Source organism: Diaphorobacter sp. LR2014-1 (assembly GCF_002916785.1).
Lineage (GTDB): Bacteria > Pseudomonadota > Gammaproteobacteria > Burkholderiales > Burkholderiaceae_C > Diaphorobacter > Diaphorobacter nitroreducens.
The window spans coordinates 98,153-121,381 of sequence record NZ_MTBE01000004.1 but is presented as its reverse complement, the minus strand read 5'-3'; the positions used below and the strand labels follow the sequence as shown (position 1 = coordinate 121,381).

23 protein-coding genes are annotated in these 23,229 nt (G+C 65.5%); 6 read left to right on the top strand and 17 right to left on the bottom strand.

What is annotated here, in order from left to right; translation table 11 throughout:
- Window positions 1-29 precede the first annotated feature (29 nt).
- The 6 genes from BV908_RS05320 to BV908_RS05295 all read left to right on the top strand — a co-directional run bounded on the left by BV908_RS05320 (window position 30) and on the right by BV908_RS05295 (window position 4,959).
- Window positions 30-536 (top strand): cupredoxin family protein, encoded by a 507-nt coding sequence (locus BV908_RS05320; RefSeq protein ID WP_103737436.1) that lies wholly within the window; start codon window positions 30-32, stop codon window positions 534-536.
- A gap of 89 nt (window positions 537-625) precedes the next feature.
- Window positions 626-1,048: a DUF411 domain-containing protein gene (locus BV908_RS05315; RefSeq protein WP_246867452.1), complete on the top strand. Its 423-nt coding sequence runs from the start codon at window positions 626-628 to the stop codon at window positions 1,046-1,048.
- A 41-nt stretch (window positions 1,049-1,089) separates the two neighbouring features.
- On the top strand, window positions 1,090-1,560 hold the full coding sequence (locus BV908_RS05310; RefSeq protein WP_246867445.1) for a hypothetical protein: 471 nt from the start codon (window positions 1,090-1,092) through the stop codon (window positions 1,558-1,560).
- A 10-nt stretch (window positions 1,561-1,570) separates the two neighbouring features.
- Window positions 1,571-1,849, top strand: coding sequence for a DUF2933 domain-containing protein (locus BV908_RS05305; RefSeq protein WP_103737434.1), 279 nt, complete (start codon window positions 1,571-1,573; stop codon window positions 1,847-1,849).
- 176 nt (window positions 1,850-2,025) lie between these two features.
- Window positions 2,026-2,529 carry a cytochrome c gene (locus BV908_RS05300; protein WP_103737433.1) on the top strand — a complete coding sequence of 168 codons (504 nt, stop codon included), beginning with the start codon at window positions 2,026-2,028 and terminating at the stop codon, window positions 2,527-2,529.
- A 105-nt stretch (window positions 2,530-2,634) separates the two neighbouring features.
- The gene (locus tag BV908_RS05295; RefSeq protein WP_103737432.1) at window positions 2,635-4,959 is read left to right on the top strand and encodes a copper-translocating P-type ATPase; all 2,325 of its coding nucleotides are present in this window, start codon (window positions 2,635-2,637) and stop codon (window positions 4,957-4,959) included.
- Window positions 4,960-5,049: 90 nt separating this feature from the next.
- Here the strand turns inward: BV908_RS05295 and BV908_RS05290 are convergent, their stop codons facing one another.
- The 17 genes from BV908_RS05290 to acpP form a co-directional block, all read right to left on the bottom strand.
- The gene (locus BV908_RS05290) at window positions 5,050-6,102 is read right to left on the bottom strand and encodes an ATP-dependent 6-phosphofructokinase (protein WP_103737509.1); all 1,053 of its coding nucleotides are present in this window, start codon (window positions 6,100-6,102) and stop codon (window positions 5,050-5,052) included.
- A 181-nt stretch (window positions 6,103-6,283) separates the two neighbouring features.
- On the bottom strand, window positions 6,284-7,375 hold the full coding sequence (nagZ, locus tag BV908_RS05285) for a beta-N-acetylhexosaminidase (protein WP_103737431.1): 1,092 nt from the start codon (window positions 7,373-7,375) through the stop codon (window positions 6,284-6,286).
- A 67-nt stretch (window positions 7,376-7,442) separates the two neighbouring features.
- A complete protein-coding gene (gene acpS, locus BV908_RS05280; protein ID WP_011806383.1) occupies window positions 7,443-7,835 on the bottom strand; it encodes a holo-ACP synthase in 393 nt (130 codons plus the stop codon).
- 51 nt (window positions 7,836-7,886) lie between these two features.
- Window positions 7,887-8,666 carry a pyridoxine 5'-phosphate synthase gene (locus tag BV908_RS05275; protein ID WP_103737430.1) on the bottom strand — a complete coding sequence of 260 codons (780 nt, stop codon included), beginning with the start codon at window positions 8,664-8,666 and terminating at the stop codon, window positions 7,887-7,889.
- Between the two features lie 139 nt (window positions 8,667-8,805).
- Complete coding sequence (locus tag BV908_RS05270) at window positions 8,806-10,494, bottom strand: DUF4153 domain-containing protein (RefSeq protein ID WP_246867444.1); 1,689 nt, start codon at window positions 10,492-10,494, stop codon at window positions 8,806-8,808.
- 216 nt (window positions 10,495-10,710) lie between these two features.
- On the bottom strand, window positions 10,711-11,499 hold the full coding sequence (gene recO / locus BV908_RS05265; RefSeq protein WP_011806386.1) for a DNA repair protein RecO: 789 nt from the start codon (window positions 11,497-11,499) through the stop codon (window positions 10,711-10,713).
- A 253-nt stretch (window positions 11,500-11,752) separates the two neighbouring features.
- Entirely contained in the window at window positions 11,753-12,766 is a 1,014-nt protein-coding gene (era, locus tag BV908_RS05260) for a GTPase Era (protein WP_011806387.1), read from the bottom strand.
- Entirely contained in the window at window positions 12,763-13,449 is a 687-nt protein-coding gene (rnc, locus tag BV908_RS05255) for a ribonuclease III (RefSeq protein ID WP_103737428.1), read from the bottom strand. Before rnc ends, era begins: the two co-directional genes overlap by 4 nt.
- A 5-nt stretch (window positions 13,450-13,454) precedes the next feature.
- Window positions 13,455-13,832 carry a DUF4845 domain-containing protein gene (locus BV908_RS05250; protein WP_015913969.1) on the bottom strand — a complete coding sequence of 126 codons (378 nt, stop codon included), beginning with the start codon at window positions 13,830-13,832 and terminating at the stop codon, window positions 13,455-13,457.
- A gap of 27 nt (window positions 13,833-13,859) precedes the next feature.
- Window positions 13,860-14,837, bottom strand: a complete 978-nt coding sequence (lepB, locus tag BV908_RS05245) for a signal peptidase I (protein WP_088888474.1) — start codon at window positions 14,835-14,837, stop codon at window positions 13,860-13,862.
- Between the two features lie 5 nt (window positions 14,838-14,842).
- Complete coding sequence (gene lepA, locus BV908_RS05240; RefSeq protein WP_011806391.1) at window positions 14,843-16,651, bottom strand: translation elongation factor 4; 1,809 nt, start codon at window positions 16,649-16,651, stop codon at window positions 14,843-14,845.
- Between the two features lie 440 nt (window positions 16,652-17,091).
- Window positions 17,092-18,567: a DegQ family serine endoprotease gene (locus tag BV908_RS05235; RefSeq protein WP_103737427.1), complete on the bottom strand. Its 1,476-nt coding sequence runs from the start codon at window positions 18,565-18,567 to the stop codon at window positions 17,092-17,094.
- A gap of 94 nt (window positions 18,568-18,661) precedes the next feature.
- Window positions 18,662-19,606, bottom strand: a complete 945-nt coding sequence (locus BV908_RS05230) for a MucB/RseB C-terminal domain-containing protein (protein WP_281631024.1) — start codon at window positions 19,604-19,606, stop codon at window positions 18,662-18,664.
- A gap of 146 nt (window positions 19,607-19,752) precedes the next feature.
- On the bottom strand, window positions 19,753-20,376 hold the full coding sequence (locus BV908_RS05225) for a sigma-E factor negative regulatory protein (protein ID WP_103737425.1): 624 nt from the start codon (window positions 20,374-20,376) through the stop codon (window positions 19,753-19,755).
- 40 nt (window positions 20,377-20,416) lie between these two features.
- Entirely contained in the window at window positions 20,417-21,052 is a 636-nt protein-coding gene (gene rpoE / locus BV908_RS05220) for an RNA polymerase sigma factor RpoE (protein ID WP_103737424.1), read from the bottom strand.
- A gap of 621 nt (window positions 21,053-21,673) precedes the next feature.
- Window positions 21,674-22,918 (bottom strand): beta-ketoacyl-ACP synthase II, encoded by a 1,245-nt coding sequence (gene fabF / locus BV908_RS05210; protein ID WP_103737422.1) that lies wholly within the window; start codon window positions 22,916-22,918, stop codon window positions 21,674-21,676.
- 57 nt (window positions 22,919-22,975) lie between these two features.
- A complete protein-coding gene (acpP, locus tag BV908_RS05205) occupies window positions 22,976-23,215 on the bottom strand; it encodes an acyl carrier protein (RefSeq protein WP_003058049.1) in 240 nt (79 codons plus the stop codon).
- Window positions 23,216-23,229 lie beyond the last annotated feature (14 nt).

The window sequence follows — 23,229 nt, the reverse complement described above, 5'->3', positions numbered from 1 at the left end:
CTCTTGAACGACTCACGAAGGAGTACCTGATGAACAAACATGCATTGACTTCGCTGCTGTTGGCGGCGGCATTTCCTGTGGCCGCGCTGGCTGCCGACAACCACGGCCACGGCCACGCCATGCCGGCCTCGCACGGCAACATGACGGCCGAGGAGCACGCCACCATGTCCGGCCAGCCGGGTGATCCGAAGAAAGTCACCCGCACGGTCGAGGTGGTGCTCGGCGACGACATGCGGTTCACGCCCGCCGCCATCGACGTGAAGGCTGGCGAGACGATCCGCTTCTTCGTGCGCAACAACGGACAGGTCAATCATGAAATGGTGCTCGGCCAGCTGGACGAGCTGAAGGCGCACGCCAAGGAAATGCAGGCCAACCCCGGCATGGTGCACAAGGAGCCGAACCAGGTCTTCCTGAAGCCAGGCCAGCGCGGCGGCATGGTTTGGCAGTTCACCCAGGCTGGCACGGTGGACTTCGCCTGCACCGTGCCGGGGCACCTCGAAGCAGGCATGGTCGGCCAGGTCAAGGTGACGCCTTGAACGCCAGGGCACAGCACAGGAGAAATGACATGACCACCTTCGCTTTGCGCCGTCGCCAGCTGGGCCAATGGGCCGCAGCAGGCCTGGGCATGCTGGTCGCCGGTTCGCTCCACGCTCAGGCGCGTCGTGCCGGCGTGGCACTCGAAGTCTGGAAGGACGCCAACTGCGGCTGCTGTGGCGACTGGATCACCCACATGGAACAGAACGGCTTCAAGGCCACGGTCCACGACACCGGCAACAACGCCGTGCGCGCCCGCCTTGGCCTTGCTACCAAGTATGGGTCGTGTCACACGGCACTGGTGGGCGGCTACGTCGTGGAAGGCCACGTTCCAGCCGCCGACGTGCAGCGCCTGCTGCGCGAAAAGCCGCAGGCGCTCGGGCTGGCCGCCCCAGGGATGCCCGTCGGCTCGCCGGGAATGGACGGCGCCGCCTACGGTGGCCGCCGAGACAGATACGACACGCTGCTGGTGCTGCGCGACGGCAGCAGCCGCGTGTTCCAGAGTCACACGTGAACGGTTTGATGCTTTATCCGAAGGAGCTGATGATGACTTCCATGACCAAGTTTTCCGCCGGTCTGCTGCTGGCGCTTGCAACGCTGGCCAGCGCCCAGGCACAGGCACCCATGGGCAGCGACCACGGCGCTCACCATCCCGGACAGGCCGCCGCCGCTGCGCCATCACCTGGCATGACGCCCTATCCGCCCAACGCCGAAACCATGCAGAACATGGATGCGCAAATGCAAGCCATGCGAGACATGCACCAGAAGATGATCGAGGCGAAGACGCCGGAGGCCCGGCAGGCGCTGATGGATGAACACATGAAGACCATGCAGGGCGGCATGCAGATGATAGGCATGATGCGCGGCCAGATGGCTGAAGGCGCACCGGCAAGCATGCCCGACATGCAGCGCCACAACCAATGGATGGAGAAGCGCATGGACATGATGGAGTCGATGATGCAGATGATGATGGATCGAATGCCCATGCCGCCCGCCTCCGCCCCTTCCAGGCCCGCCGCAAAGTGAGGAGTCGATCATGACCCATGACCATGCATCCCATCCGCAGGGTGGGCAGCCCGGCGGGTTCTGGCGCTCGCGCCATGCCCTGGGCCTGCTCGTGCTCGGCGCCGTCGCCGGGTATTTTTTATGGACTGAGCACCGCGCCCACCTGGAGCAATGGTGGCCCTATGCCCTGCTGCTGGCCTGCCCGCTGATGCATGTCTTCATGCACAAGGGCCATGGTGGCCATGGCGGGCACGGCGGTGGCGTCGGCGCGCCCGGCCACGGTGCTGGGCAAAACTCGGACAAGAGCTGAGACCAGACCATGGCGCACACAGGATCGTCGCATGGCATCCGGGAGTCCTGATGGCGTTTGGGAGCATGCATGCCGTGTGCCGCGTTGTCTTTCTCAGTGAGAAGGCACGACGCAGCCTTGAGCAATGCATCCGATAACCAGAACCAGGCCGCAAAAATGAGAACAGGGTGCTTGCCATGACGTTGAAACCGCTGGCCCTGGGAGCCGCAGGATTGCTGGCCTTGCTGCTGGTCGCGGGGGCGGGTTACTTCTCCCTGCGCGCCAGCACCCGGCAGGCGGCACTGCCTCTGCACAGCCTGCGCCCGGATGATCCCCAGGTGCTGCGCGTCGGCGCCCGCATCTACGCACAGCAATGTGCGGCCTGCCATGGCGCCAAGGGCGAGGGCCAGCCCGACTGGCGCGACCGCGGTCCCGATGGCCTTTTGCCGGCTCCGCCGCACGACGCGAGCGGCCACACCTGGCACCATCCCGACGAGCAGCTGTTCGCCATCACCCAGCAGGGACTGGCCCGGCTGATCAATCAGCCCGACTACCGCACGGCCATGCCCATATACGATGGCGTATTGAGCGACGATGAGATCGTGGCCGTGCTGTCATGGATCAAGTCGCAATGGCCGCCCGAGGTGCGGCAGCGTCACGATGACATCAATGTCCAGTACAGCAAGTCCTTGCGCCAATAGCCATCCGGACGTAGGGCGGACGAGAGAAGTAAGAGGGGTAAGAGGGACTTGACCTTTCCATGATGGCAAGGTCAAGAATCGAGGTAAATCGACGAAGGAACTGGCATGAACGACCATCTGCATCACCACGATCGTGCTGCGGGCGAACAGGCCCCGGCTGGCACCATCTACACCTGCCCCATGCACCCCGAGGTGCGGCAGGATCATCCCGGCAACTGCCCGATCTGCCACATGAACCTGGTTCCCGAGGGGCAGCCGGTTTCGGGCCACGATCACCACGGCCATGCGGCGGGCGCGCAGGCCCCGGCATCCGCGGCTCCGCCGCCTCAGGAGGCCCCGGCGGGCACCATCTACACCTGTCCGATGCATCCCGAGATCCGGCAGGACCATCCCGGCAACTGCCCGATCTGCGGCATGACACTGGAGCCGGTGATTCCGCTGGACGAGGAGGACAACAGCGAACTCATCGATTTCCAGCGCCGCTTCTGGTGGACGCTGCCGCTCACCGTCATCGTCACCATCCTGGCCATGTTCGGCCACAAGCTCGGCTGGTTCGACATGCGAACCCAGACCTGGGTCGAACTGGTGCTGTCGCTGCCGGTGGTGCTGTGGGCGGGTGCGCCCTTCTTCGCGCGCTGCTGGCAGTCCATCGTCAACCGCAGCCCCAACATGTGGACGCTGATCGGCCTGGGCACCGGCGCCGCCTTTGTCTACAGCGTGGTCGCCACGCTGGCGCCGGGGGTGTTTCCGGACTCGTTTGTCGCCCACGGCCGCGTCGCCGTCTATTTCGAGGCGGCCGTCGTCATCATCTCGCTGACCATGATGGGTCAGATCATCGAGCTGAAAGCGCGCTCGCAGACTTCGGCGGCGATCAAGGCGCTGCTCGGCCTGGCGCCCAAGACGGCGCGCCGCATCAATGCCGACGGCAGCGAGGAGGACGTGCCTTTGAACCATGTCCACGTCGGCGACCTGCTGCGCGTGCGGCCCGGCGAGAAAGTGCCCGTCGATGGGGTGGTGACCGAGGGCAGCAGCGCCGTCGATGAATCCATGCTGACCGGCGAGCCCGTGCCGGTGACCAAGCGCGCCGGCGACAGCCTGATCGGCGCCACGCTGAACACCAGCGGCGCACTCGTGATGCGCTCGGAGAAAGTCGGCGCCGCCACCATGCTGTCGCAGATCGTGCAGATGGTGGCCAATGCCCAGCGCTCGAAAGCGCCAATGCAGCGCATGGCCGACGTGGTGGCGGGCAAGTTCGTGGTCGTGGTGGTGCTGATCGCGATCGCGACTTTCTTCGCCTGGGGCTTCCTCGGCCCCGAGCCGAGCTGGGTGTACGGCCTGATCAACGCCGTGGCGGTGCTGATCATCGCCTGCCCGTGCGCGCTGGGCCTGGCGACCCCGATGTCCGTGATGGTGGCCACCGGCCGCGCGGCCACGCAGGGGATTCTGTTCCGCGACGCCGGCGCCATCGAGAAGATGCGCGAGGTGGACACGCTGATCGTCGACAAAACCGGCACCCTGACCGAAGGCAAGCCGGCCTTCGACACTGCCGTCGCCGCCCCGGGCTACACGCCGGACGAAGTGCTGCGCCTGGCCGCCAGCCTGGACCAGGGCAGCGAACACCCGCTGGCCGATGCCATCGTCCGCGCCGCGCGGGACAAGGGGCTGGAGTTGAGCAAGGCCGACGGCTTCGAGTCGGGCAGCGGCATCGGCGTGCGCGGCACGGTCGAAGGCAAGCGCCTGGCGCTGGGCAACACCGCCTTGATGCAGCAGGAGAACGTGGCCACCGACGCGATCAAGGCGGACGCCGAGCGCCTGCGCGGCGAGGGTGGCAGCGTGATGCATCTTGCCGTGGACGGTCGGCTGGCCGGCATCCTGGCCGTCACCGACCCGATCAAGGCCACCACGGCCGACGCCATCAAGACGCTGCACGACAGCGGCCTGCGCATCGTCATGGCCACAGGCGACGGCTTGACCACGGCCCAGGCGGTTGGCGCCAGGCTGCGCATCGACGAAGTGCATGGCGAAGTCAAGCCCGCCGACAAGCTGGCGCTGGTGGAGCGGCTGCAGAAGGAGGGACACGTCGTCGCCATGGCCGGCGACGGCATCAACGACGCGCCGGCGCTGGCGAAGGCCGACGTGGGCATTGCCATGGGCACCGGCACCGACGTGGCCATGAACAGCGGCCAGATCACGCTGGTCAAGGGCGACCTGCGCGGCATCGCCGCGGCGCGCGACATCTCCATCGACACCGTGGGCAACATGCGCCAGAACCTGATGTTCGCCTTTGTCTATAACGGCATCGGCGTGCCGATCGCGGCCGGGCTGCTGTACCCCTTCACCGGCTGGCTGCTGTCGCCCATGATCGCAGCGCTGGCGATGAGCCTGAGCTCGGCGTCGGTGGTTTTCAATGCGCTGAGGTTGCGGGCATAAGACGTTAGCAGCAGCCTTACAAGAGCACAAACCAAATCAGGTTCACGCCCTTACAGATAAAGCGCTAGCAGCTCCTGAAAACGAAGCAAATCAATCCCCCAGGCACACGCCGATGTCGCGCGCGGTGGTGATCAGCTCGTGATCCAGCGGCACCTTGCGCTGGGTGTTGGCCACGTCGGCAATCGGCACGCTGCCGATCTGGCCGCCCTGCAGGGTGACCATGCGGCCGAGGGCGCCGTTCAGCACCAGTTGCGCCGCGTGGTGGCCGAAGCGGGTGGCCAGCACGCGGTCAAACGGCGTGGGGTCTCCGCCGCGCTGCACGTGGCCGAGCACGGTGGCGCGCACCTCGCTTTTCAGGTGCGGCTGCAGCTGCTGGCGCAGCACGTGGCCCACGCCGCCCAGGCGCACCGGGTCGGGGCTGTGGGCGATGCGCTCGCGCACCGTCTGGCTGCCGCCGCGCGGCTTGGCGCCCTCGCCTATGCAGATGATGCTGTAGCGCTGGCGCTGCTCGCGCTCCTGGCAGTGGGCGATGACGGTTTGCAGGTCGTAGTCGATCTCGGGCAGCAGGATGATGTCGGCCGCGCCTGCGATGCCGCTCTCCAGCGCCAGCCAGCCCGCGTGGCGGCCCATGGTCTCGACGATCATCACGCGGTGGTGGCTGTTGCCGGTGCTCTCCACGCGGCGCAGCGCCTCCGCCACCGTGGCGACGGCGGTGTCGAAGCCAAAGCTGCGCTCGCAGCTGGCGATGTCGTTGTCGATGGTCTTGGGCACGCCCACGCACTGCAGGCCCACCTGCTCCAGCCCGTGGGCCAGGCTCATGGTGCCGTCGCCGCCGATGGCCACGACGACCTGCAGGCCCAGGGCCTGCACGTTGCGCCCCACCTGGGCCAGCGTGGCGGCGTCCCTCAAGGGGTTGGCGCTGTTGCTGGTGCCCAAAATGGTGCCGCCCATGTGCAGGATGCCCGACACCTGGTCCCACACCAGCGGCCGGGTGCGCGGCGTGGCGCCCATCAGGCCCTCGAAGCCGTCTTCGATGCCCAGCACCTCGCAGCCGCCCTGGCGGATCAGCGACTTGGTGACGGCGCGGATCACCGCGTTCAGCCCGGGGCAGTCGCCGCCGCCGGTGAGCACACCTACGCGCAGCGTCATGACCGCCCTCCCCGGCGCCGCGCACCGCCCGCAGCGCGTGAAACCGGCGCGGCCCACGCCAGGGATGCCGAGCAAGGGCCGCCCCGCAGCGAGGGCATCGTTCCCCTTCCGCATTGCGCAGCAATGCCAGAGAAGGGGGAAGCCGCGCAGCGGCTCAGGGGGATGTACTCGCCCTTCATGGCAGCAGGTCCAGCGCGTGCATGTAGGCGGGCTGCACCATCAGGTCGTCCCAGGGCTGGGGCAGGGTCTCGGGCAGCAGGGCCAGGCGGCGGGCCTCGCTGGCGGCGCTGGCCTGCCAGCGGCCCTGGGCCTGGGTGGCGTCCAGGCCGGCGATCAGCTCATCCACCGCGGCGCCGTCGCCCAGGCTCTGGTTGCACAGCAGCACCAGGTCGCAGCCCGCGTTGAGGGCGGCCACGGCGGCGTCGGTGTAGCTGACGACCTGGCCGTCCAGGCGGCGCGCGCCCTCCATGCTCAGGTCGTCGCTGAAGATGGCGCCGTCAAAGCGCAGGCGGCTGCGCAGGATGTCCTGCAGCCACTTGGCCGAAAAGCCCGCCGGGCGGGCGTCCACCCGGGGGTAGATGACATGCGCGGGCATGACGCTGGTGAGCACAGTGGACAGCCACGGGTAGGGCGCGGCGTCGTCTTGCAGGATGGCCTTGAGGCTGCGCCGATCCACCGGGATTTCGGTGTGCGAGTCGGCCGCCACGAAGCCGTGGCCGGGGAAATGCTTGCCGCAGTTGGCCATGCCCGCCTGCAGCAGCCCCTGCATGAGGGCGCGCGCCAGCATGGCGACCACGCGCGGGTCGCGGGCAAAGGCGCGGTCGCCGATGACGCCGCTGGCGCCGTAGTCCAGGTCGAGCACCGGCGTGAAGGAGAAGTCCACGCCGCAGGCGCGCAGCTCGCTGCCCAGCACGTAGCCCGCCGCCGTGGCGGCGTCCATGGCGCGCAGGGCGCCGCTGCCTTCGCGGTGCTTGCTGCCCTTGCCGTCGTCCATCCACAGCTCGCCGAAGGCACGCATGGGCGGGATGTGCGTGAAGCCATCGGTCTTGAAGCGCTGCACGCGACCGCCCTCATGGTCCACGCAGATCAGCAGGTCGCCCCGCACGGCCTTGATGGCGGCGGTGAGTTCCAGCAACTGCGCGCGGTGCTCCCAGTTGCGCGCGAACAGGATCACGCCGCCCACGAGCGGGTGGGCCAAGCGCTGGCGATCGGTGGCGGTGAGCTGCGTGCCGGCCACGTCGATGATGAGGGGTGCGTGTTCTGTCATGGGTTGCATGCTTTCATTTTGATAGCTACCAGCGCTTGCCACACAAGCGCTGCGGGCTGATTTGGCTTCAATCTTTCTCGACCACGCAGAAGCTGGCGGCGTAGTCGCTCTCGTCGGTCACGCTCAGGTGGCAGCGCAGGCCGCGCGCGGCAAACCAGTCCTGCAGCGCGCCGTGCAGCACGATTGTGGGCTGGCCGCTGGGCAGGTTGGCCACCTCGCAGTGCCGCCAGGTCATGGGCATGTGCAGCCCCAAGCCGATGGCCTTGCTGAACGCCTCCTTGGCAGAAAAGCGCGTGGCCAGGTAGCGCACGCCGCGCTCGGGCCAGCGTGCCGAGCGTGCGCGCCAGGTCGCCAGCTCGCCATCGGCCAGCACCTTTTCGGCGAAGCGATCGCCATGGCGCGCCAGGCTGGCGCGGATGCGGCGCACGTCGCAGATGTCGGTACCGATGCCGTAGATCATGGGGTTATGAGTCAAATAGGTCTCTAGCGCTTATCCAACAAGCGGGAGCAGCTATGGTTTCAGGAGTCCCCGCTCCGTCATGCCCTGGGCGATGCAGCGCTGGTAGGCGCGCACCGTGTCGCCGTAGCCCAACTCCAGCGCATCGGCGATCAGCGCATGGCCGATGGACACCTCCAGCACGCCGGGCACGTGGGCCAGGAAGTCCGCCAGGTTGTCGCGGCTGAGGTCGTGGCCCGCGTTCACCCCCAGGCCGACATCCAGCGCGGCCTGGGCGGCAGCACGGTAGCGCTCCAGTTGCGCTGCCTGCTGCGGCGTGCCCCAGGCGGCGGCGTAAGGCTCGGTGTACAGCTCCACGCGGTCGGCCCCCACGGCGCGCGCGGCGGCCATCTGCTCGGGCACGGGGTCCATGAACAGGCTCACGCGCACGCCCAACTGCCGGCATTCGGCAATCAGGGGCGCCAGGCGCTCGGCATCTTGCGGAAAGCTCCAGCCGTGGTCGCTGGTGAACTGGTCCTGGCTGTCGGGCACGAAGGTGGCCTGGTGCGGGCGCACCTGGCGGATGAACTCCATCAGGTTGTGCGTGGGGTTGCCCTCGATGTTGTACTCGGCCTGCGGCCATTGCTTGAGCAGCTCGGCCAGTTGGTACACATCGTGCGCACGGATGTGCCGCTCGTCGGGGCGCGGATGGACGGTGATGCCCTGCGCCCCCGCCTCCAGGCACAGCTGCGCGGCGCGCAGCACGCTGGGAATGCCCAGATGGCGCGTGTTGCGCACCAGCGCCACTTTGTTGACGTTCACGGAGAGGGCGGTACGCGCGTGGGAGGTGGTCATGGGATGCGAAGCGGTGGCGTGAAGCTAGGCAATATAGCAATCTGCGACGGGGGCGGGGACGACGCTGCGCAAGGCCGCGGCGCGCGGCGGCGCGGGTTGCGGCCGCGCCGGGGCGCCTGCACAACGCCGCCGGGCCACCTCAGTCCGTCTCGCGCACCGAGTAGCGCTCGCCGCCGATCACCAAGTCGCGCCAACGGGGTGGCTGGGTCTGGACGCCCTGCTCCACCCACTGCCCGGCCCGCGCGCCCTGCACATGCCGGAGGTTGCCCTGCAGACGCCCCACCGTCCGCCACCGCGCACCGTCCCGCGCGAACACCTGGCTCGCATAGCCGCTGAGCAGCACCTGCTCCGCCTGCCCGTCACCGTCCAGGTCGATGCGCAGGACGGGACAGGGCGCGGCCTCGGTGCAGGTCAGCGACAGCTGGTTCCCCCGCAGCTGGGTGAGCAGGAATTCAAGCCATGCGGCATCGGGCGCCGCCTCGGCGGGAAACGGCTGCAACCGGGCGCGCAGGGTCTCGGCGGTCCAAACAGGCGTTCCACGGCCCCGCGCGTACCGGTGCGTGTCCTGCTGGGCCGCCTGGGCCTGTTCCCGGATCTGCGCGGCCTGGGGGTGGCTCTGCTCCTGCGCCAACTGCTCCAACGCCGCGCGACCGGCCCGGCCCGCGTCCCAGCGCAGGTAGCGGAAGTCGAAGGCTTGCACGTCCACGCGCTGCGCTTGCAGGCGCGCCAGTTGGCTGGCGACAGCGATGCGCGCCGGGTCCAGCACGGGCGTGCAGGTCAACAAAGCCAGCGCAACGGCCAGCCAGGCCGCCGCCACGTTCACCCGGCGCGCCAGCGCCATCCAGGGCGCACCGCCCCGCAGTGCGGCCACCGCATACCCGACGGCGTAGACCGCCATCAGGGCCACGGCCAGCGCGGCCCAGACGCGGTCCGCGCTCCAGCCGTACTGCGCCACCCGCAGTCCCAGCGCATAGGCGCACAGCGCGGCATACACGGGCATTGCCAGCAGGCCGGCCGCGCAAAAGCGCTGCAGCCCGGGGCCGAAGCGCTGGCTTTCTGCCCGGCCGTCGCTCCAGGCCACGTTGAACAGAAACACCAGCCACGCCATGAGCCCGAGCATGAGCGCCGTGGCGTGCCCGGTCTTCCACAGCGGTGCCAGGCCGCGCACCGGCAGCGCCACGAGGAACAGCAAAGCGATCATGCAGGCCAGCGGCAACAGCCAGCCCAGCACCTGGAGCATCGAACGCCAGAAACCCGCCAACGCTTCTTCCCGCGCCGCGTACAGCGACAACCCCATGCTGAACGCCATCGGGGTGGCCATGTAGACGAACGGGCGGCTGGTGAATGTGTCCATGAAGAGCGACACGCCCAGCACCTTGAACAGCCCGGCCAGCAGGAACAGCAGGGCCCAGAACAGCCCGGCGAACAGGCCCGCCAACAGCAACTGGAAGGCATGGCGCCAGGCCGTGGCGAAGAGCCGGGCGTAGTCGCGCGCCCAGGTGCCGCTGGCCAGGCGTTGCTCGGCAAAAGGCAGCAGCACGAACCAGCTGCAGGACAGCAGCACCCCCAGGGCCATGGCGGCGCGGCCGCGGTTCTCACCCAGCGAGGCATGGCCCGCATAAGCCGCGGCCGCGGCGAACACCATGGCCAGGGCCGCTGCGTACACCCACAGCAGGCGGCGTGCACGGTACGCGGCCAGCAGTTGCAGGGTCGGCGGCACCGCCAGCACCACGGCGTAGAGCGGCCAGAGCACAGCGGCGTCGCCCTTCGGCAGCAGCCCGTGCAACGCCCACAATGCGGCGCCCTGCGCGATCGCCCAGCCGATCATCCACCCTCTTGCCCTGCCATGGTCCATGCCCTGTTCCCTCCCGTCGTCTGTGTTTCAGAAGCTGCCCTCAAACCCATCGCGGAAGCGATTCTCGCGGACTGGCCCGTCTGCACGGCACATCGGGCGCCGACAGCGCGTGCCATTGGCAAGATATGTCACGGCGCCTGGGCACGGAGCTAAGACCAAGCGCCGCGAGGAAAGCCTGAGGACAACTTCTCAGAGTTTCTGCAGATCCATCATCAGCTGGCGCGTGCGCAGCAAGGGGCTGCCGCAGTGGTATTGCAGCAGCGCACGCAACTGCGTCTTGAGATCGGCCGCCACCGGCGCCTCGGCTGTCGCGATGGCCCGCAGCGTGGCGGTGTAGCGCGCGGGCTCGTCCAGCGCGCCCTGCAGGGCCAGCCACTGGCCTCCCGAAAGCGCCGCCCGGTCGGCCGGCACGGCCGGGCGCAGGCCGGCTTCCGGCACGAGCGCGTAGCGGGCCGCCGCGTGCAGCGGAGCAAGCGTGGAGGTCTCCGCATCCAGGCCCGGCAACAGGCCGATCTCGCGCAGCAGCAGCAGCTCGAAGCTGCGCAGCACGGGCTCCAGCGCATCGCCATGTTCCCCCTCGTGGTCCACGGTTGCCAGCACGCGCACCACGCCGGCATAGGTATCGAACAGCGGCGCGTGGGTGTCCTCACGCGCCAGCAGCCGCAGGAGCAGTTCGTTGAGGTACAGGCCCGATAGCAACGCATCGCCCGTCGGCATGACATGGCCACCCGCCCACTCCGCGCCCTTGAGCGCATGGATCTCGCCATGCCCCTCGCCGCCCAGCGTGTAGGTCACCCGCAGCGGCTGCAGCGGCAGCAGCACGGGCCGAAAGTTGGAGGTGGGCTTCTTCGCCCCTTTGGCGACCAGCGCCACGCGGCCGTAATGGCGCGTGAACGTCTCCAGGATCAGGCTGGATTCACTCCAGTCGTAGCTGTGGAGTACGTAGGCGGGCTCGTCGGCGATGCGGCGGGCGGCCATGAATTGCTATCTTTTAAATAGCGTCCAACGCTTGACAGATGAGCGCTGGAGGCTGATTTGCTTGAAAATCCGTGTGCAAGCATCACCCGCGCCGCGTGACGTCGCCACTGCACCACCCGTCAGAGAGCAGCGAAACGGGCCACGCCAGAAGCCTGCGCGGAGCGAGCCTTGCCCAGCCACCGCGTCACCCCTGTGCCCGCGAAACGCAGCGCCGCGCGCGGGGGAAGACGGCACAGCCGTTCACGGGACGGTCCTATTCATAACCGAAGGAGCGCACGCGCGCTTCATCATCGGCCCAGCCGGAGCGCACCTTGACCCAGACCTCCAGAAACACCTTGGCATCCATGAGCTTTTCAAGCTCCTGCCGTGCCTCGGTGCTGATGCGCTTCAGGCGTTCGCCCTTTTCGCCGATCACCATGGCCTTGTGACCGTCGCGCTCCACCACGATGGTGGCCGCGATGCGGATGAAGCGCTTGTGCTGCTTGCTCTTTTCCTCATCGAACTTGTCGATGACCACCGTGGAGGTGTAGGGCAATTCGTCGCCCGTGAAGCGGAACAGCTTCTCGCGCACGGTTTCAGAGGCGAGGAATTTCTCGCTGCGGTCAGTCAACTCGTCCTCGGCATACCACCAGGGCTGCTCGGGCAGGTACTTTTCGCAGATGCCGTACAGGCGCTCGATATCGCCCTTGTTCTTGGCCGACATGGGCACGAACTCCGCGAACGGGTGGCGGCCCTGCATGTCCCGCAGCCACGGTGCGATCTCGGCGCGGCGGTGCACGGTATCGAGCTTGTTGGCGATGAGCAGCGTGGGGATGCCCGGCTTGAACAGCGACAGCACCTTGGCGTCGGCCAGCGTGAAGCTGCCGGCCTCGACCACGAAGAGAATCAGGTCCACGTCGCCAATCGCGCCCATCACGGTCTTGTTGAGCGACTTGTTGAGCGCGGTGGAGTGCCGGGTCTGAAAGCCCGGCGTGTCCACGAACACGAACTGCGTGGCGCCGCGTGTGCGGATGCCCGTGATACGGTGGCGCGTGGTCTGCGCCTTGCGGCTGGTGATGGAAATCTTCTGCCCCACCAGCGCATTCATCAGCGTGGACTTGCCCACATTGGGTTTGCCCACGATGGCGATCAGCCCGCAGCGCTGCCCGCTGGCCTCGGCCGGGGCATCGCCGCCGGGGCGCGCGGCCGCCAGCATGGCTTCCAGGTCATTTTGGCCGCTAGCGCCCGAATCGTCTGCGCTACCAGCTACGGTTTCAGTAGCATTCATACGTTTTTCGCTTTCAACTGGGCCAGCATGGCGCTGGCGGCGGCCTGCTCAGCGGCGCGGCGCGATGCGCCGCTGCCGCGCTCCACGCGCTGCAACTCGACCACCTCGCACTCCACATGGAACACCTGGTTGTGCGCGGCGCCCGTGGTGGAGACGACCCGGTACTGAGGCAGATTCATTTTGCGGCCCTGCAGCCACTCCTGCAACGCGGTCTTGGCATCCTTCGCAGCCTCCTGCAAGCGCGGACTCAATTCCACGCCCTCGAACAGGCGGTGCACCAGCTGCTCGGCGCACTCATAGCCCGCATCCAGGTACACCGCGCCGATGATCGCTTCCAATGCATCGGCCAGGATGGACGGGCGCAGCTTGCCGCCGGACTTGGCCTCGCCCTCACCCAGGCGCAGCACCGGCGGCAACTGCAGCCGCACGGCGATCTGGTGCAGCGAGTCCTGCTTGACGAGCAGTGCACGCACGCGCGACAACTCCCCTTCGGGCAGGTCGCGCATGCGGCGAAACAGCAGGCTGGAGACCGCGAGGCTCAGCACCGAGTCGCCCAGGAATTCCAGGCGTTCGTTGTGGTCCGCGCTGAAGCTGCGGTGGGTGAGCGCGCGCTGCAGCAGCGACGCATCGGAGAACTGATGCTGCAGGCGTTGCTGCAGCGTGGAGAGACTGGCCGGTTGCACTAAGACTAGTAATTCGGGGGTTGGGTCGATTCCTGGAAGCGGTAGACCAGGAAGGCCGGTCCCGCCAGGGCAATTTCACGCGAATAGCTGAATGACACCACGATCTTGTCATTGCGCTTGGTGATTTCCAGGTCCTTGCCGGCAATGGAATGGATGTCGTCAATGGCTGCTGCCCGGTCGAACGCTGCGCGGATCTCGGGCACCGTCGAGCCGTCGCGCGCCGCCTTCACCGCGGCCTTCTTGATCGCTAAGTATTCCAGGAAGATGGGTACGGACTGCCCGCCGATCGCGAATGCGGCCACAGCGATCAGGCCCACGAAAATCACGCCGATGAACGACAGCCCCCGCTGACGCGAACGAGTGGTGGTGCGTTGTGCTCCCATGTCTGCTTCCCTCTCTGCCAATACTGGTTAGTTGAATGGTCCGATGCGCTTGAGATTACCGAAGTTCATCCACACGAAGAAGGCCTTGCCCACGATGTTCCCGTCCGGCACGAAACCCCAGTAGCGCGAATCGAGCGAATTATCGCGGTTGTCACCCATCATGAAGTAGTGCCCTTCAGGCACCTTGCAGGTCACGCCCTCGACGCTGTAGCGGCACTGATCGCGGAATTGGTAATTGCTCGCACCCTGCACGAACGCCGGAACTTCGGGGTTGTTGAGAAGACGGTGCGGGTGTGCGCCCAGTTGCTCTTCGAACTGCTTGAAATAGCGCATCGCATCCGGGTCGAAGAAGTCCGGTAGTGCCGTGGTGGGCACTGGTGTGCCATTCACCGTCAGGCGCTTGTTCAGGTAGGCCACCTCATCCCCTGGGATACCCACCACGCGCTTGATGTAGTCCATGTTGGGTTGCGGCGGGTAGCGGAACACCACCACGTCACCACGCTGCAGCGGATTGCCTTCAGTGATCTTGGTGTTGATCACGGGCAGGCGCAGGCCGTAGGTGAACTTGTTCACCAGGATCAGGTCGCCCACGAGCAGCGTCGGGATCATCGAACCCGAGGGAATCTTGAAGGGCTCGAACAGGAACGAGCGCAGCAGAAAGACGATGGCGATCACGGGGAAGAGCCCCGCCGTCCAGTCCAGCCACCAGGGTTGCATGAGGATGCGCCCCTTGGCTTCCTGGAGGTCGTCCTGGTCCACCTTCTGGATGCCCATGCGATCCAACTCGGCGCGGCGCTGGGCCGCTGCAGCCTCCAGTGCCTGCGCGGCCTGGCGGCGCCGGGGCAGGAAGATGAAGCGCTCGGCCAGCCAGTACGCCCCGGTCACCACCGTGGCCAGGAACAGCAGCAGCGCGAAGTTGCCCTCAAGCGCGCCGAAATACCACGCGCCCACATAGCCCACGAATGCCGCGAGCACCGCGGCCGTGATGTATTGCATGACTTGCACAGCGATCAATCCTCAACCTGCAGGATCGCCAGGAAGGCCTCTTGCGGCACCTCCACCGACCCAATCTGCTTCATGCGTTTCTTGCCTGCCTTCTGCTTTTCCAGCAGCTTGCGCTTGCGGGTGATGTCGCCGCCGTAGCACTTAGCCAGCACGTTCTTGCGCAATGCCTTGATGGTCTCGCGCGCGATGATGTTGGCGCCGATGGCCGCCTGGATGGCCACGTCGAACATCTGGCGCGAGATGATCTCGCGCATCTTCGCCGCCACCGCGCGGCCGCGGTATTGCGACTGGCTGCGGTGGACGATGATGGACAGCGCGTCCACCTTTTCGCCGTTGAGCAGGATGTCCACCTTGACCACGTCGGAAGGGCGGTACTCCTTGAACTCATAGTCCATCGAGGCATAGCCGCGCGAGACGCTCTTGAGCTTGTCGAAGAAGTCCAGCACGATCTCGCCCAGCGGCAGTTCGTAGGTCAGCATGACCTGGCGGCCGTGGTACTGCATGTTCATCTGCACGCCGCGCTTCTGGTTGGCCAGCGTCATCACCGGGCCCACGTAGTCCTGCGGCATGTACAGGTGCACGGTGACGATGGGCTCGCGGATCTCCTGAATCTTGCCCTGGTCGGGCATCTTGGACGGGTTCTCGACCATGATGACCTCGCCGTCGCCCTTGACCACCTCGTACACCACGCTAGGCGCGGTGGTGATCAGGTCCTGGTCGAATTCGCGCTCCAGGCGTTCCTGCACGATCTCCATGTGCAGCAGCCCCAGGAAGCCGCACCGGAAGCCGAAGCCCAGCGCCTGCGAAACCTCGGGCTCGAAGTGCAGCGACGCATCGTTGAGCTGCAGCTTTTCCAGGGCGTCGCGCAGCGCGTCGTATTGGTTGGCTTCCGTCGGGTACAGGCCGGCAAACACCTGGGGCTGGATTTCCTTGAAGCCCGGCAGCGCCTCCGTGGCGGGGCCCAGGTTGTTGGGCAGCTTCTTTTCCAGCGTGATGGTGTCGCCCACCTTCGCTGCCTTCAGTTCCTTGATGCCGGCGATGATGTAGCCCACCTCGCCCGCCTCCAACGCATCGCGCGACTGCTGCGCGGGCGTGAACACACCGAGGTTGTTCGCCTCGTAGGCAGCGCCGCTGGCCATCATCTTGAAGCGTTCGCCCTTCTGCAGCCGGCCATCGACCACACGGACCAGCATGACGACGCCCACGTAGGAGTCAAACCAACTATCGATGATCATCGCGCGCAGCGGCGCCTCGGACTGGCCGCGCGGGGCCGGCACCTTGGCAACGATCTGCTCCAGCACGTCGTCGATGCCCATGCCTGTCTTAGCCGAAATGGCAATGGCTTCGCTTGCGTCGATGCCAATCACATCCTCGATCTCGGCCTTGGCGGTGTCTGGATCGGCCTGGGGCAGATCCATCTTGTTGAGCACGGGCAGCACTTCCACACCCAGATCCAGCGCGGTGTAGCAGTTGGCCACGGTCTGCGCCTCGACGCCCTGCGATGCATCGACCACCAGCAATGCACCCTCACACGCCGAAAGCGAGCGCGACACCTCATAAGAGAAGTCCACGTGGCCCGGCGTATCGATCAGGTTCAGGTTGTAGACCTTGCCATCACGCGCTTTGTATTGCAGTGCCGCGGTCTGCGCCTTGATGGTGATCCCGCGCTCCTTCTCGATGTCCATCGAGTCGAGCACCTGTGCTTCCATCTCCCGGTCGGCCAGTCCCCCGCAGCGTTGGATGATGCGGTCAGCAAGCGTGGACTTGCCGTGGTCAATGTGCGCAATGATCGAAAAATTTCTGATGTGGTTCATCAACGGGATACGACAAGTATTTGAACCGCAAGGCTCATGACAAGAAAAAAGGGCGCGTCAAACAAGCGACGCGCCCTGAACCAACAATCTTTGGCAACTGCGATAGTTGGAGCTTCATTGTAGGCAAAAAGGCCCCGACAAGGGGTGCGTCCTACAAGCGCCCGGGGTCGTTGCCGGGCTGCAACGAGGCACTTATCCACATCTTATTCAACCAACACATCTCAAATTGCTGAATAACAAGTGAACAAGCCATGGAAAACCTGTGCATGACTTAGCGCGTTTTCCGCATGGCGACGTTCAAGGTGGAGTTATATTGATTGGCGCCTTTGAAACGCACTTATTCTATCAATAAGTACATAGCGCCCCGTTGATACCGACCCTGCGAAAGAGCGTTCCCCGCTACGGAATCGCAGGGCTCCAGCGAGCCCTGGCGACGCTGCCTAACGGCTGGGGCGGATCAGTGCATATTGCGCCCATTCGCCGCGACGGAAAAGCACGTTGATGGGTTTTCCCATGTCAGCCTTCGCTAGTACCGCTTCGAAATCCTTGAGGTTACGGACTTCGGTGTTAGCCAGCGCGACGATCACATCGTCTGCCCGCAGGCCGGCACGCGCCGCCGCGTCGTTGGCAGAGACCACGCGCACCCCCCCCTTCACCTTCAGCTCCTTCGCCTGCGCAGCGGTCAGGTCGGCAACGACCAAGCCGATCTGCTGAGCCGCTGTCGAGGACTTGCCCTTGCCTTCTGCTTCGGCTGCCTTGGCTGCCACCTTTTCATCAGGCTCCACCTCGGCGATGGTGATCGACAGGTCGCGCAATGCGCCACGGCGGAACACCGTGATATGGGTCTTGGTGCCTGGCTTGGTGTTGCCCACCAAGCGGGGAAGGTCAGACACCTTCTCGACGGCCTTGCCGTCATAGCGCGTGATCACGTCGCCCGCCTCGATGCCAGCCTTCTCCGCGGGGGACCCAGTCTCCACGCCGCGCACCAGCGCGCCGTCGGTTTTGCCAAGCCCGATGGACTCCGCCACATCCTTGGGTACCGAGCCAATCTGAACACCAATGCGGCCACGGCTCACGCGACCGCTCACGCGCAGTTGCTCGCTCACGCGCATGGCCTCGTCAATGGGAATGGCGAACGAGATACCCATGAATCCGCCGGAGCGGGAGTAGATCTGGCTGTTGATGCCCACCACCTCACCCCGCATGTTGATCAGAGGGCCGCCGGAGTTACCGGGATTGATGGCCACGTCCGTCTGGATGAAGGGCAGATAGTCGCCCGTATCGCGCTGCTTGGCACTTACGATGCCGGCGGTCACGGTGTTTTCCAGGCCAAAGGGAGAGCCGATTGCCATGACCCATTCACCCGCCTTAAGACGACCGACGTCACCCACCTTTACCGCGGGCAGTCCCGTGGCGTCGATCTTAACGACGGCAACGTCGGTGCGCTTGTCCGAGCCAATGATCTTGGCCTTGAACTCCCGCTTGTCCGTCAGCGTCACAATCACTTCGTCCGCCCCCTCCACCACGTGGGCGTTGGTCATGACATAGCCGTCAGGACTCAGAATGAACCCCGACCCCACGCCACGCGGCTGCTCTTCGGGCTGCGGACGCTGCGGCCCCTGCTGGCGTGGAATGTTGGGCACCGGGACACCAAAACGCCGGAAGAACTCCAGCATGTCTTCATCCATGCCCCCGATGGAGGGCCTCGCCGTAACCTTCTCGGTTGTGCGAATGTTCACCACGGACGGGCCCACCTGCTCGACCAGTTCGGTGAAGTCAGGCAGGCCACGCACCACGGCAGCAGGCTGGGCCTGTACCGAAGCGGGCGCCGCTAGCAAGCCTGCGCCGCCCATTGCCAAGGCGATGGCCATAGCGCAGGGCCACCATGCGCGCTTTGCACGGAGTTTCGTCATCATCAGCCTTTCTTTTCCAGACAACCCGCAACAGCGGGAATAGCGGTTTGTGGGAAAGCGGCGCGCATTGGTTCCCGTACACCGGGAACGGCGCGCATCACTCGTCCTTGCGTTGAACGGACTCGATAAACCGCTGGAGCGTGCGGGCAGGAACTTCCCCCACAGCGGTCACCCAGGCAGTTTTGTGCACCTGCCGGCCCACCACTTGTGTGGCGCCCATACTGGCACTGCGCACAGATGCAGCATGGCGTGCGGCATCGAACGGCTCCACAAAGACGGAAAGCGTGGCCAAGCCGTCTGAGTAAATGCACTGCAATAGCGGGCCGGACGCCATGGCCATCACGTCTTTGCGATAGCAGCCCTGGGAGACGAATCCGGCCACAGCCTTGCCCATGGTCCAGCCTTGCGCTTCGGCCGTCGTCCGCTGAAGAGGGACCTTCACGAGACGATACCCCTGCAAGTCCTCCATCATCTGTTCGATGCGCGACAGATCCGCCGGGGCATCCAGATTCAGTTCCGAAAACGCCGCCTGCTCCAGGAGCCGCCCCTCGCCGTCCAAGGTCTGCATCTTGACAACCAGTCCAGACACGCGATCCACCCAGATCTGGTAGCCGAATCGCCAGGCGTCACGGGGCTGGAATAAAAGCCGATCGGCATCCCTCCCGGCCACGCGCTCCTGCCCAAGCGCCCGCAGTGCGTAATGCTGCGAAGGATGGACACCCTTGGCGTCGGCAACACGCGGAAAAGCACCGGGCACGTCGCGCAGTTCGCTGCGTACCACACGGGCCTGCGGAAGGAAGGTGCGGACCTCCTCTTCGCGCCGGAAGACCACCCGTGGTGTTCCGCTCAGCGCCTCGACCCGCTCAATTTGCCGCGCACCCTCGCAGGCATGCCAGATCCGGGAACTGACCATGGCCCCACTGGAAGAAAGGACCACGAACGTGCCGCGGTAGCTGCGAAACAGCGAAGCATGGTGCATGCGCGCAACCCACTCCGCCACGTCGCGTGGTTCGCCAGGGGTCGTTGGTGCGGGGCCTGACATGCAGTTCGCCGCAGCCACGCCACAGAGCATCAAACCGCCACACACCAACCACCATGACCGCAACCTGCGGCAGCACTGCATTACTCGCCACCGAATCACGCGCCTGGACTCCCTAGCCTAGACATTCCAACGATGAGCCCGACCCTTTAGCGCGCAGGCGCTTCAAACGTGGCGTTCCGCAGGAAGCCTGCCGGCATCTGCAGTGCAGTCGTGCTGCCAAACTGCTTGTGCGCCGCGAGCAACTCATCCAGACGCGGATCACGCAACATGACCTGTTGCCCATCAGGGCCGGCGGCTGTGGCCAGCAGAGCGGGCGCCGTGGCCGTCATGGCTGGCTGGGCCGCCGCCAACTGCGCGCCTGCCGCGCGGCCGTCACCTTCGGCGCCCAGATAAACACTCCATCCAACAGCCGCGATTGCGGCAAACGACGCGAACCCTGCCGCCACCTTCCAGCGGAACACTGCGGCGTTGGCTGCGTTGTCTTTCGTCCGCCCCGCCTTCATAGAGGCCACGTGACCTACTTCCGCGGCCGCCAAACGGGGCGCCGGTTCGCGCGCCAGTTGCGTGCGCAGGCGGTCTACGAGTTCAAGGTCTCCCATACCCGCTGCTTCAGAACTGCGCAGGGTGTCACCTATCAAATGGTAGAGCTGCCACGTCGCCCTCCCCTCGGCGTTCGCGGCATAGGTGAGCGCGTGCGCAAATTCTTCGCCCTGCAACTCCCCATCGGCCAAAGCCGACAGCTGTTCTCGCATCATCATGTCGTCGTTCATGGTGTTTACTCGCCAAACCGCGCCATTGCCATTCACACGCCTACCACCGCTTGCCGGAGCGCTTCTCCAGCAAAGGCTTGACCCGCGCGGAAATTGCCTCGCGCGCACGGAAGATCCGCGAGCGCACCGTACCGATGGGGCATTCCATGGCTACGGCAATTTCCTCGTAACTCAACCCCTCGATCTCCCGCAGAGTCACGGCCTGCCGCAAATCCTCGGGCAATGCCTCCATGGCCGCATTGACAGCGGCAGCGATTTCCTGGGCCGCCAACACGGTTTCGGGGGTTTCGTCGCTGATTAGTTCACGATCCAGGAAGGAAGTTTCATCTTCGGAGTCGCTGCTGCCGCGAAGAGCGCTCTCCGTGACAACCGGATTGCGTTTCATGTCTACCAACGCCTTCTTGGCGGTGTTCACGGCGATGCGGTAGAGCCAGGTATAGAACTGTGCCTCTCCACGGAACTGGTGCAAGGCTCGGTAGGCACGCAGAAAGGTTTCCTGCGTGATGTCGGCTACCAGATCGGTATCGCGCACCATACGCCCCACCAGGCGCTCGATGCGCCGCTGGTATTTGATGACCAGAAGTTCATAAGCCCGCTGGTCCCCCGCGACGGTGCGCTCGACCAATCGCAGATCACTGTCGGCGGGCTCTTGGGGCGCGGGCGATGGGGTCGTCATGTCTTGTGGGATGCTCCGCCACCCTGCGGGGGTGGCATTCCGTCGGTTGTCTGCTTCGCGGGAGCGCCAGCCAGGGAGCCGCCACGGGCGCGCGAATATACCGCACGCCGCAGAGCCGGCCATTGGAGAGGGTCGCTCCTGCATTCCATCCACAGCCATTGCCGTGTGTGGGATGCCCCTTGCACGGAAAGCATCAGGATGGTCTGAAAGTCAAGATGCACCGCGGGTGACTGATCCACGGGCATACGCATGCCCGTTCGCCCAGTCTCCAACCACCATAGGCTGCCATCCCACACCAAAAAGCCTTCCGGCAGGCGGTGCCAGAAGCGCCAGGCCGCCGCCATACCCAACACCCAGGCCACAGCGCCAACCCAGGCGCGCATGGCCAGGTCGGGCTGACGTCCATGGGATAGCAACCAGACCGATAGACAGGCCATGCCGGCCAGCGCCAACACGACAAGGGTGCGGGCCACCACGAGCGAGCGGCCATAGGGGTAGCGAACGGCGGGAGCGTGCAAGGACTCACGCATGGCGGACGTTAGCCAAACACTGGTGAGGACGAGCCCGCCCGATGATCCAGAGACTCGCGGACGCGCCGGCCGCCGCGCCAGGCCCGATCAATCAGACGCGCCGAAACACCAGCGTTCCGTTGGTGCCACCAAAGCCAAAATTATTCTTGACTGCGATGTCGATCTTCATGTCCCGCGCCGTGTTGGCACAGTAGTCCAGATCGCACTCCGGATCCTGCTCGAAGATATTCGTGGTAGGAGGCACCTTCTGCTGGTGCAAAGCGAGTGCGGTGAACACACTCTCAATGCCTCCCGCTCCACCAAGCAAATGCCCGGTCATCGATTTGGTCGAACTCACCACCATCTTCTTGGCATGGTCACCCAGTGCCGCCTTGATGGCATTGGTTTCGTTGAGATCCCCCAGCGGCGTGGACGTGCCGTGCGCATTGAGGTAATCCACCTCGTCGACATTCACGCCGGCATTGCGCAGTGCGGCAACCATGGCACGCCTCGGGCCATCCATATTGGGTGCCGTCATGTGCCCGGCGTCGGCGCTCATGCCATAGCCCAACACCTCGGCGTAGATGCGCGCGCCACGCGCCTTGGCGTGTTCGTACTCTTCCAGCACCAGAACCCCCGCACCCTCGCCGAGAACGAAGCCATCGCGGTCCTTATCCCAGGGGCGTGACGCCGTCTGCGGATCATCGTTGCGCGTGGACAGGGCACGCATGGCTGCGAAGCCGCCCACACCCAGGGGCGAGACGGTGGACTCCGTACCGCCAGCGACGATCACGTCGGCGTCCCCGTATTCGATCTTGCGGGCCGCTTCGCCGATGCAGTGCAGGCCCGTGGTGCAGGCTGTGACCACCGACAGGTTCGGTCCCTTGAAGCCAAAGCGCATCGACACCTGGCCAGCCACCATGTTGATGATGGATGCAGGGACGAAAAACGGCGTGATGCGGCGCGGCCCCCGGTTGGTCAACTCCGCATGCGTGTTCTCGATCAGCGGCAGTCCGCCGATGCCGGAACCAATGATGCAGCCGATGCGGGTGGCCAATTCATCGTCCAGCGCCTCGCCCGTGGGCAGACCAGCGTCGCGCACTGCCTCTTCGGCCGCCGCGATACCGTAATGGATGAACGTATCCATCGTGCGCGCATCTTTGGCACTGATGAAGGAGTCCAGGTCAAAACCCTTGACCTCGCCAGCTATCTTGCAGGCAAAGTTCGTCGTATCGAACTTGGTGATGAGGTCTATGCCGGATTTCCCGGCGAGGATGTTGGCCCAGGCATCGGCCACCGTATTGCCAACGGGGGTGATGCAACCCAGGCCGGTCACGACAACGCGACGACGGCTCATGCGCTAAACCTTTGCTGATGGGATGCCGCGCCCCAGGGAGTGCGGGGCGGCAGCGACTTAGGCCTTCTGGTGGGTATTGGCGTAGTCGATGGCGTTTTGCACCGTCGTGATCTTCTCTGCGTCTTCGTCAGGGATCTCGATGCCGAACTCGTCTTCCAGCGCCATCACCAGTTCCACCGTGTCCAGCGAGTCGGCACCCAGATCTGCCACGAAGGCTTTTTCGTTGGTGACTTGGGATTCTTCCACGCCGAGTTGTTCGGCAATGATTTTTTTGACACGTGCTTCGATATCGCTCATGGTTTCCCTCAGGG

Coding starts and splice junctions, on each gene's coding strand:
- recO (WP_011806386.1), bottom strand. CDS start 11,499: ATGGCCGCCCGCCGCATCGCCGACGAGCCCGCCTACGTACTCCACAGC.
- BV908_RS05250 (WP_015913969.1), bottom strand. CDS start 13,832: ATGGGAGCACAACGCACCACCACTCGTTCGCGTCAGCGGGGGCTGTCG.
- BV908_RS05235 (WP_103737427.1), bottom strand. CDS start 18,567: ATGATGACGAAACTCCGTGCAAAGCGCGCATGGTGGCCCTGCGCTATG.
- BV908_RS05270 (WP_246867444.1), bottom strand. CDS start 10,494: ATGATCGGCTGGGCGATCGCGCAGGGCGCCGCATTGTGGGCGTTGCAC.
- BV908_RS05275 (WP_103737430.1), bottom strand. CDS start 8,666: ATGACCACCTCCCACGCGCGTACCGCCCTCTCCGTGAACGTCAACAAA.
- fabF (WP_103737422.1), bottom strand. CDS start 22,918: ATGAGCCGTCGTCGCGTTGTCGTGACCGGCCTGGGTTGCATCACCCCC.
- BV908_RS05315 (WP_246867452.1), top strand. CDS start 626: ATGCTGGTCGCCGGTTCGCTCCACGCTCAGGCGCGTCGTGCCGGCGTG.
- nagZ (WP_103737431.1), bottom strand. CDS start 7,375: ATGACAGAACACGCACCCCTCATCATCGACGTGGCCGGCACGCAGCTC.
- BV908_RS05300 (WP_103737433.1), top strand. CDS start 2,026: ATGACGTTGAAACCGCTGGCCCTGGGAGCCGCAGGATTGCTGGCCTTG.
- BV908_RS05310 (WP_246867445.1), top strand. CDS start 1,090: ATGACCAAGTTTTCCGCCGGTCTGCTGCTGGCGCTTGCAACGCTGGCC.
- era (WP_011806387.1), bottom strand. CDS start 12,766: ATGAATGCTACTGAAACCGTAGCTGGTAGCGCAGACGATTCGGGCGCT.
- BV908_RS05295 (WP_103737432.1), top strand. CDS start 2,635: ATGAACGACCATCTGCATCACCACGATCGTGCTGCGGGCGAACAGGCC.
- BV908_RS05225 (WP_103737425.1), bottom strand. CDS start 20,376: ATGAACGACGACATGATGATGCGAGAACAGCTGTCGGCTTTGGCCGAT.
- lepA (WP_011806391.1), bottom strand. CDS start 16,651: ATGAACCACATCAGAAATTTTTCGATCATTGCGCACATTGACCACGGC.
- BV908_RS05320 (WP_103737436.1), top strand. CDS start 30: ATGAACAAACATGCATTGACTTCGCTGCTGTTGGCGGCGGCATTTCCT.
- acpS (WP_011806383.1), bottom strand. CDS start 7,835: ATGATCTACGGCATCGGTACCGACATCTGCGACGTGCGCCGCATCCGC.
- acpP (WP_003058049.1), bottom strand. CDS start 23,215: ATGAGCGATATCGAAGCACGTGTCAAAAAAATCATTGCCGAACAACTC.
- rpoE (WP_103737424.1), bottom strand. CDS start 21,052: ATGACGACCCCATCGCCCGCGCCCCAAGAGCCCGCCGACAGTGATCTG.
- BV908_RS05230 (WP_281631024.1), bottom strand. CDS start 19,606: ATGTCAGGCCCCGCACCAACGACCCCTGGCGAACCACGCGACGTGGCG.
- BV908_RS05305 (WP_103737434.1), top strand. CDS start 1,571: ATGACCCATGACCATGCATCCCATCCGCAGGGTGGGCAGCCCGGCGGG.